Consider the following 9,933-nt stretch of genomic DNA (forward strand, 5'->3'; position numbering starts at 1 on the left):
CATTCCCCTTAATCCTGTACATTAAGGCTGAAGAAATCTTTAAACACCGGCCATTGCTGCAGAAATTTTTGTCCACACTCCAGCCCAGCCGCATAACTATAACGCAAACGGCTAGCATCCTGACACAGGCGTCCAGCCATTTTGCTATTTTCCGGCGGATTGATTTCAAAAATATACCGCGAGTGTTCAGGCCGGCGCATCCATGCCAGCGTAGCATTATAATGCTTTACCCGCTGACGCAAAGCCCGAGCAAACCCATTGTCAGGCAAGCGCCGTGCCAGCAAAGCATCACCAAATCCACCTTTCTTAACATAAGCATGCGCACGTGTACGGATAACAACAACACCGCCGATATTCGGCTGCGACAGCGCCCATCGCACCGGCAAGGCATCAGCCACACCACCGTCAAAATAAATTTCACTACCGATGGGTACCGGTTTACGAATAATAAAAGGGATAGAGCTAGAAGCACGCAGCACATCTAAAAAATTTTTGGGTTCAGCCTCAGCATAATGTGCCTCCCCTGTAACAGCATTACTAAGCACAATTCTGAAATCACGCTTCTGTGCAAACATACGTTCGCAGTCGAGCGGATTTTCCTGCTGTACCACTCGCCATAACCAGTCTATATCCAATAAATCACCACCACGGATAAAACGAGACCAGCTGATAAACGGCCTCTGGCACGACTGATTCATCAGCACATCCAGATTACGACCGGTTTGCCCAGACAGATAGCTGGCAATCGTACTGGCACCAGAAGATACACCAACCAGCAAAGTAAACGGATTAAAGTCTGCCTGCAAAAAAGCATCTGTCACCCCACTGCTGAAAGCGGCACGCATACCGCCGCCCTCCACAACCAAAGCAACCTGCATCCCAGACGGTTCCCGCTGCGCATTACACATGGTTTATAATGTCCATGTTTATGTAATAATAGATAAATATTAATAAATACATAATACACATAGGCGCAAAACAATAAAAGCTGATTCCAACTACATATTATTCAACCGCATTTAACCAGCTCTTTTTGAAAACAACTATACAACACACTATTTGTACCGCCGTCAGTAACTTCCGTTTTATCACCAGATAAAACAAAATCAAACCGGCGTATCAAACAGCGAATTACCGCTTTGCAGGGACAACGGCTGCTGAATTAGAGTCAGTAATGTTGAAATCACAAATAACGATTAGCGGTTCTACACCAAATGTCATCGTCCTTTGAAACTGCTTAATGAAATTTCAGAAAAAGAAGCTTAGTTTAATCATGCATCGGTTCTAAAATATTGCCTTGTGTTAACCGAAATCAAAAGGCGAACCAATACGATACAACTCATCACCTTGGGTAGCAGAACGAATACAGTGGTAACAGCAAATATTAGTTCGTGACTTGGACACGAAGCTTTTCAAAAGAAAAAACACGTTCAAATATGCGACACAGGGTTACACAGCGTCACCTAGCACTTAATTATGACAAAAAGATAAAAATATTCAGATACCGAAAGGATTAACATCCTATTTGTAAAAACTGCGCCTTACACTTACTACTAAAATGATATGTTGCCCCGTTTATCCTTGAATCACGCCACGTTTTGTTATTGCTCAAACATCAACACAAACAGAAGCAATTATTTTCATTTGAGCACCCAATTTTAAAATAAAACTTAGAAGCCGCTTATCAAATGCATCTTCATTAAAATCAGCCCAACTCATCTCACCAACATATTAATGACATTAAAACAATATCACCATTTTTATTCATTTAATACTCTGGTTCGAGTGTAAAATTCAATCTATATCTAATCTTTGGGCTCAGAGCAACCATCACCAGCGCTATGGTTTCTCAACTATATATTGCTGTCCAGCCTAAGGGGTTTGTACATACATCTTTGTCATATGCCATCCCTACTGTATCTTTCTTTGTTTTGCATCGCTTGCGATGGCACACAGAGCAGGTATCATCTCGCCTACAGCATTCTGAATTAAATTTTTTGCCTGTGCGCATTTGTACTCTGGCTGCAATCTTTTCCGAGGAATTCATGACAAACACTAATTTTTCCCAAACGGCTGCGTTTATCTGGTCGGTGGCAGATTTACTGCGTGGAGATTTCAAGCAGTCTCAGTACGGGCGCGTGATCCTGCCCTTTACCCTGCTGCGCCGCCTAGAGTGTGTATTGGCAGAAACGAAAGATGCAGTGGTGGCAAAATATGATGAATTTCAAACCAACACACTGCCGGAAGAAAGCTTAAAAATGCTTCTGCAGCACGCCAGCGGACTTACTTTTTACAATACGTCTAAGATGGATCTAGGTAAATTGGGGCAGAACGACATCAAAGCCAACCTAGAAAGCTACGTACAGGCGTTTTCACCGGATGCGCGTGAAATCTTCGATCACTTTAAATTCAGTGAGTTTATCGGCCTGCTGGAAGATGCCAACTTGCTGTATAAAGTAGTGAAAAAATTTGCCACTACCGACCTTAGTCCAAAAGCGATATCCAACTATGAAATGGGGCTAGTATTCGAAGAGTTGATCCGCCGTTTTGCAGAAAGCTCAAACGAAACCGCCGGTGAGCACTTCACCCCACGTGATATCGTCCGTTTAACCACCTCTCTGGTATTAATGAAAGATGATGAAGTGCTGGTCAAGGACGGTATCATCCGCACCATTTACGACCCAACCGCCGGCACAGGTGGTTTTCTCTCTGCCGGTATGGAATATGTGCACGAGCTAAATCCTAAAGCTGTCCTATGTCCTTTTGGCCAAGAGCTAAACCCAGAATCCTACGCCATCTGTAAAGGCGATATGCTCATTAAAGGTCAGGATGTCAGCCGAATTAAACTGGGCAACACCCTCTCTAACGACCAGCTATTGCTGGATAAATTTGACTATATGCTTTCTAACCCGCCATTTGGCGTAGACTGGAAAAAAATAGAGGGCGAGATTATTGATGAGCATATACAAAAAGGATTTAGCGGCCGCTTTGGCCCTGGCCTGCCGCGGGTTTCCGACGGTTCGCTATTGTTTCTACTGCACCTGATTAGCAAAATGCGCAACAGCCAAAATGTAGATGATAGCGTCAGCCACGGCAGCCGTATCGGAATTATTCTTAACGGCTCTCCACTGTTTACCGGTGGAGCGGGCAGTGGTGAAAGCGAAATCCGTCGCTACATTTTGGAAGCCGATTTGCTGGAAGGCATCATCGCATTGCCAACAGACATGTTCTACAACACTGGCATTGCCACCTACATCTGGATACTCTCCAACAAAAAAGCGCCTGAGCGTAAAGGCAAAGTACAGCTAATTGATGGCAGCAACCTGTGCGGCAAAATGCGTAAATCATTGGGTTCAAAGCGTAACCTAATACGTGAAGATGATATCAAACTAATTACGCAAATCTTTGGTAATTTTGAAGTAGTGACTGCTACCCCCCTAAAAGAACTGGGTTTGGAAAAAGCTAAGGAGCAAAAATCCAACCGTGGCCGCCAGCCTGCCACCGCCAAAACCGAAGCGCCGAAAACCTTCGCCAGTAAAATCTTTAACAATACCGACTTTGGCTACCGCCGCCTGACCATTGAGCGCCCGCTGCGGATATCTGCTCAGGTGACGGATGAAGCAATTGCAACCCTACGCTTTGCACCGAAACCATTTAACGCGCCGATGGAACGCCTGTATGAAGAGTTCGCGTCCCAGTGGCAGGACAACACCTACGGCGATTTCTCGGAGCTGGAAGCCGATGCGCGCGCCATCATCAAAGCTGAATTTGCCGAGCTGAAAGAGAAGCAGATTAAAGACCTGCTCGACAGCAAACTGTGGCTGGTGCAGCGCACATTGATGAAAAAAGCACAGAAAATTCAAGAAGCTTTAGGGTCGCAATCGGGTGGCAAAACGCTGGTGAGCAATGACTTCAACCAGTTCCAGCTAAGCCTAAAAGAGGCCATCAAAACCGCTGGCGTGAAGCTGGATACGAAAGAAAACAAACAATTTATCGATGCCTTCACTACCAAAAACCCAGATGCCGAACCAGTGGTCAAGAAAGTGCTGAAAAAAGCCCCTCAGCCGCTGTACGGTGCGTTTGAATATAAAGACAAGGTTGTTGAGTTTGAGCAGGATGGCGAGCTGCGCGATAACGAAAACGTGCCGCTGAACCCAGCCTTATCCACTAGCGACCTGATTGAAAATTACTTCAAAACAGAAGTGCTGCCGCATGTGAATGACGCGTGGATCAACGCCGATAAACGTGATGCGAAAGATGGTGAAGTGGGAATTGTCGGTTACGAGATTCCGTTTAACCGCCATTTCTATGTTTATCAGCCACCGCGCCCACTGGAGGAAATTGATGCCGATCTGGATGCGGTCAGCGCCGAGATTATGAAGCTGCTGCAGGAGGTACATTCCTGATGGCTAAGTATAAGGCGTATCCCGAGTATAAGGATTCTGGGGTTGAGTGGCTGGGAATGGTACCATCTCACTGGAAAACCATATCCATACACAAATTGTTTTCTAGAGTTAAACGGACCGGATATACTGAGAAAGAATTGCTTTCCGTATATCGCGATTATGGTGTAATACCAAAATCAAGCAGAGATGATAATAATAATAAGCCTTCGGAGGATTTATCACCCTATCAATTGGTTAAGCCAAATGATATGGTTATGAATAAGATGAAAGCTTGGCAAGGATCAATCGCAATTTCAACGTATGAAGGAATCGTTAGTCCGGCATATTTTGTATACGAACCCAACAATGTTTTTTTTGAAGTGACACATCCAAGGTATGTGCATTATTTACTTCGCAACCCGATTTACGTTACTCAATACCTGAGATGTTCCAAGGGAATACGAGTCAATCAATGGGATCTGGATCCTTATGAGTTTAGAAATATTGAGCTGCTGCTTCCGGACAAGACTGAACAGGAAAAAATATACCGTTTCCTCGATCACGAAACCGCAAAAATCGATAACCTCATTGAGAAGCAACAGCAACTGATTGAACTTTTGAAAGAAAAACGTCAGGCAGTGATTAGCCATGCTGTCACCAAAGGGCTAAACCCTGATGTGCCGATGAAAGATTCTGGTATTGAATGGTTGGGGGAAGTTCCGGAACATTGGATTGTTCGCAGATTAAAACATACGGCAAACCTGCAGTCAGGAATACCTAAAGGGAAAGATCTAACAGGTAAAAATAGTATCTCAGTTCCTATGCTTCGTGTAGCTAACGTCCAAGATGGTTATCTCGATCTTGAAGATGTACATACCATAGATATTGAACCGAGCCAGCTTGAACGATATTTGCTTCGCGATGGTGACGTATTGATGAATGAGGGTGGGGATAATGACCAATTAGGCCGTGGTGCGGTCTGGACGGCGTCAATTGATAATTGTATTTATCAAAATCATGTTTTTGCAATTCGCCCTCAAAACATTGAATCAGATTGGCTAGATATACTTACTCGAGCTGCTTATGCAAAATTCCACTTCTATCGAGTAGCGAAGCAAAGTACGAACCTTGCATCCATTTCATCAACAAATATCAAAGAAACTCCATTGCTAATTCCCCCAGTTGAAGAACGGGTGGAAATTTTAAAATTTATAAAGCTGCAACTAGGAAGATTAAAGAAGTCTGAAGAACTGAGTGTTAACCAAGTTGCGTTACTACAGGAACGCCGCACCGCCCTAATCTCCTCCGCCGTCACCGGAAAAATCGACGTTCGCGACTGGGTTGCGCCAGACACACAGAAAGCAGAGAAACCAGAGGAGACTGCTGTATGAGCATGGACTGCACCAAAGAACATATTTTTCAAAAAGATATCATTACACAAATGAAGGCAAATGGCTGGGTTTGCGGCAAAACGGATGGCTACGATCGCGAACGCGCACTGTATACCCAAGATGCGCTGTCCTTTGTGCAGACCACGCAGCCACAGGAATGGGAGAAGTTTGCCAACATTTATCCCACCGATACCGAACGTCATTTCCTCGATGCGCTGGTGGCGCAGCTGAAAAAAGCGGATATCAACGCTACCGATAGGCAGTCGCGCACCTACGGCACACTTGGCGTGCTGCGTCATGGTATCAAAAACCATAGTGCGCGTTTTTCTCTGTGCCAGTTTAAACCAGAACATAACCTCAACCCAGATACACTAACGCGCTACAAGCAAAATATCTTTCGTATCGTGCCGGAGCTGATTTACAGCCCGCATGCGTCAAAAGCGGCATTGGCAGAAACGGAGGGCAAAGCCAAGAAATGGCGTATTGACTTGGTATTGTTTGTTAATGGCTTGCCAATCGCAACACTGGAACTGAAATCTGAATTTAAGCAGGCAGTACAAAACGCCATTACACAGTATAAACAAACGCGTTTGCCCAACTCTGGTACCAATAAGTCTGAACCACTGCTCACCTTCAAACGCGGCGCACTGGTGCATTTTGCAGTTAGCCAGTACGAAGTATTTATGACTACCAAACTCGCGGGTGATGAAACTTTCTTTCTGCCATTTAACAAAGGCACTCATGATGGCGGGGCGGGGAACGATAGCCCGCAAAATACCAACGACTACGCCACCAGCTACCTGTGGAATGAGGTGCTGTTGCCAGACAACCTGCTGAAAATTCTGGCCAGCTTTATGCATTTGCAAATCGTTGAAAAAGAAGACGCCATTGGCCGGAAATACAAAAGCGAAAGCCTGATTTTCCCACGCTATCATCAATGGGACGTCGTAAACAAACTCATCACCGCCGCCACAGTGGAAGGTACCGGCAATAAATACCTGATTCAGCACAGTGCGGGGTCGGGCAAATCAAACTCTATCGCCTGGACAGCCCATCAGCTTTCGCGCCTGTACGATGAAGATGGCGAAAAGCTGTTTAATTCGGTAATTGTGGTAACGGATCGTACCGTGCTTGACGATCAGCTACAGGATACCATCTATCAGTTTGAGCATCAGGATGGTGTGGTCGGCCGCATCAACAACAAAGAAGGGGACGGTTCAAAATCGGAAAAGCTGGCAAGAGCACTGGAAAACTCGCAACCAATCATTATTGTCACCATTCAAACCTTTCCATTTGTTTTAAAAGCGATTGAAAACAGCGTCAGCCTGAAGCAGCGCAAATATGCTGTGATTGCCGATGAAGCACACTCATCACAGAGTGGCTCTACAGCGCGTCAGCTAAAAGAAGTATTGATAACCGACGCAATGGATGACGATGTAGAGATATCTTCAGAAGATATTCTAGATGCCACCATTGCCGCACGTAAAGGCAGCAACAACCTTAACTTTTACGCTTTTACCGCCACACCTAAAGCCAAAACGCTGGAGTTGTTTGGCCGTCGACCAAATCCGCAAGAACCAGCTTCAAAAACCAATAAGCCACAAGCATTCCACGTTTACTCCATGCGTCAGGCCATCGAAGAAGGCTTTATTCTGGATGTACTGCAAAACTACATCAATTACAAAGTGGCCTACAAGCTGCTGCAAAAGCTGGATGATGAAGACCAAGAAGTCGACAGCAAAAAAGCCAAAATCAAACTAAATCAATGGGTCTTGCTTCACGAGCATAACGTATCACAGAAAGTAAAAGTGATAGTAGAGCATTTCCGCAAACATGTGATGCAATTACTGGGTGGGCAGGCAAAAGCGATGGTGGTAACCAGTTCGCGTAAAGCGGCAGTGCGCTACAAGCTGGCATTCGATAAATACATTGCCGAGCAAAAATACGATAAAATCAGAGCCATGGTGGCGTTTTCCGGTGAAGTAGAATTCCACGAAGATGACCACATTAGCTTCGCACCGCTAAATCAAAAGTTTACTGAAATCAGCATGAATCCAGGCTTAAAAGGCCGGGATATGCGCAAAGCGTTTGATACCGAAGACTACCAGGTCATGCTGGTAGCCAACAAATTTCAAACTGGTTTTGACCAGCCTAAGCTATGCGCCATGTATGTGGATAAAAAGCTGGGTGGCGTCGAATGCGTACAAACGCTATCGCGGTTAAACCGCACCTATCCAGGCAAAGCGGAATCAGACATATTTGTACTTGATTTCTACAACCAGCCCGAAGATATTTTGGGTGCTTTCCAGCCGTACTACCAAACAGCAACACTCACGGATGTTAGCAATCCACAACTCATCTTTGATTTGTTTGCAAAGCTGCGTACCAGCGGCATTTTCCTATGGAGCGAAGTAGAGCAATTCTGCAAAGTATTTTTCAACAATCATTTACCCATTGCGGCCTTAAGCAATATCTGCAAACCAGCTGTGCAACGCTGGCAGCAACGCTTCAATTCGGCGGTTGAGGCGTATGAGGATGCCAAAAAAAATGTTGAACGCACCAAGCAAACCGGCGATGTTGTACTGATTACCAATGCAGAAAACACCTTCAAAGCATGCGAACAAGAAAAAAGTAAGCTGCTTATTTTAAAGAAAGATCTCGGCAGTTTTGTCCGTTTTTACGAGTTTATGTCCCAAATCGTCGATTACGATGATAAAGACTTAGAAAAGCTGAGTCTGTTTGCCCGCCATCTGCGTCCGTTGCTGCGTGAACAGCGCATTGAAGATGATAAAATTGATTTAAGCAACGTTGAAATGAGCCATTATCGTATTTCGAAGCTCTATCAGCAAAGTTTACAGCTACAAAAAAATGCTGAAGATGGCAAAATCAATCCAAGTAATGATATTGGTACGGCAAAACCAAAACACAAAAAAGAAGAGTTTCTGTCAAATATTCTAAAACGTTTGAATGAGCTTTTTATCACCGATAATCTAACAGATAAAGACTTGATTAATTATGCTTTCACAGTGCGCGATAAACTGTCAGAAAACCAAACTGTAATGGCACAGATTATGAACAACTCACCAGAACAGGTGATGCTAGGTGATTTCCCGAAAGCCATTGATAATGCCGTGTTGGAGAGCAATGACGCCCAGAAGGAAATGATGATGCAATACCTTTCTAATCCTGAACTGGCAAAGAACTTCGCTCGCGTAGTGTTTGATATGTTGAAAGGGATTTAACGCTTTTTTATCAAAGAGTAGGGTAAATCCCAAATCCACTTGTGATACACCACGCGTTAAACGAATTTAGTTTTCAGCTTAAGGCGAGAATATTTGAGCCAAACTAAGCCTCAGCACATGTACTCCGGTATAAAAAGTATTTATATAGCAAGTGTTGTCAGAATGGTGTTGTTTATAATATCTCGTTCGCTCATGCAGCAAAAAACCTTGCCTTAAAAAAAGAAATTAAACTTATTGCAGGCATCCACCATTGCCTTTGGGAAAAGTAAACAGCACCAGCTACCGCCTTTACAAGAAAGATATAAGAATAGTGATATTCATCGTCTCCGGTTTAAATCATAAGTTTCGTGCCATATTGCGTATCTGTGGCCAGACAATCCAACTCATGATGCTATAAGCGATAACAAATATTTCCTTATCGCGCTAAAGCGCCATGGTGCTGGCCATTCTTAAACAGATAAATCTAGATTTTCAACATGATTCGCATCATGGCATCTTTTATCGTTTCCTATATAGAAACCATATAAAGGCTGAGTAGGGTACGGCCTAGTGAAACATTGCATCACCATTACCAGCTCATAAAACAAACTAAAAGCCAGTACCTCGTAGAGCATGCTCCTATCGGCGAAAATTACCTTACTAATCATTAATGTTTAAATCAGGCTTTCTGTTCACCAACAGGTAGCCCGTGGTTTTAATGCCAAATGGAAACAATTAGATAGCGAGCGGATGAAAATCTGAAAAACATGAAATCAGCCAAAATTTATTGTTTTAGCAAGCTAAAACAAAACAGCAAACAATCCCTAGCGGAAAATATTTCAGCCTCAAATCTATACTTATTGTTTGGATAAATATCCACCCAGTCTGGAGCAAATCAACTTCACATTAAATGCAGTCAAACAAATGCATTGCCTG

The 9,933-nt window shown here is 44.0% G+C and carries 4 protein-coding genes; 3 read left to right on the forward strand and 1 reads right to left on the reverse strand.

Going from position 1 to position 9,933, the window contains the following annotated elements; all coding sequences use genetic code 11:
• Nucleotides 1–8 precede the first annotated feature (8 nt).
• Entirely contained in the window at nucleotides 9–908 is a 900-nt protein-coding gene (locus tag J3U64_RS06505; RefSeq protein WP_267408675.1) for a patatin-like phospholipase family protein, read from the reverse strand.
• Nucleotides 909–2,045: 1,137 nt separating this feature from the next.
• On the opposite strand from J3U64_RS06505, the gene J3U64_RS06510 reads away from it, so the two are divergent.
• From J3U64_RS06510 to J3U64_RS06520, 3 genes are read left to right on the forward strand one after another with little or no spacing between them, the layout of a single operon-like run.
• Nucleotides 2,046–4,406, forward strand: coding sequence for a type I restriction-modification system subunit M (locus J3U64_RS06510; protein WP_267408676.1), 2,361 nt, complete (start codon nucleotides 2,046–2,048; stop codon nucleotides 4,404–4,406).
• Nucleotides 4,406–5,776 (forward strand): restriction endonuclease subunit S, encoded by a 1,371-nt coding sequence (locus tag J3U64_RS06515; protein ID WP_267408677.1) that lies wholly within the window; start codon nucleotides 4,406–4,408, stop codon nucleotides 5,774–5,776. The genes J3U64_RS06510 and J3U64_RS06515 overlap by 1 nt, the downstream gene beginning before the upstream one ends.
• A complete protein-coding gene (locus J3U64_RS06520; protein ID WP_267408678.1) occupies nucleotides 5,773–9,018 on the forward strand; it encodes a type I restriction endonuclease subunit R in 3,246 nt (1,081 codons plus the stop codon). Before J3U64_RS06515 ends, J3U64_RS06520 begins: the two co-directional genes overlap by 4 nt.
• Nucleotides 9,019–9,933 lie beyond the last annotated feature (915 nt).

It is taken from the genome of Snodgrassella sp. B3800 (assembly GCF_026535865.1).
Classification (GTDB): Bacteria; Pseudomonadota; Gammaproteobacteria; order Burkholderiales; family Neisseriaceae; genus Snodgrassella; species Snodgrassella alvi_E.

Excerpts from the sequence above, each read along its gene's own strand:
- J3U64_RS06515 (WP_267408677.1), top strand. The coding sequence starts at position 4,406 with ATGGCTAAGTATAAGGCGTATCCCGAGTATAAGGATTCTGGGGTTGAG.
- J3U64_RS06505 (WP_267408675.1), bottom strand. The coding sequence starts at position 908 with ATGTGTAATGCGCAGCGGGAACCGTCTGGGATGCAGGTTGCTTTGGTT.
- J3U64_RS06520 (WP_267408678.1), top strand. The coding sequence starts at position 5,773 with ATGAGCATGGACTGCACCAAAGAACATATTTTTCAAAAAGATATCATT.
- J3U64_RS06510 (WP_267408676.1), top strand. The coding sequence starts at position 2,046 with ATGACAAACACTAATTTTTCCCAAACGGCTGCGTTTATCTGGTCGGTG.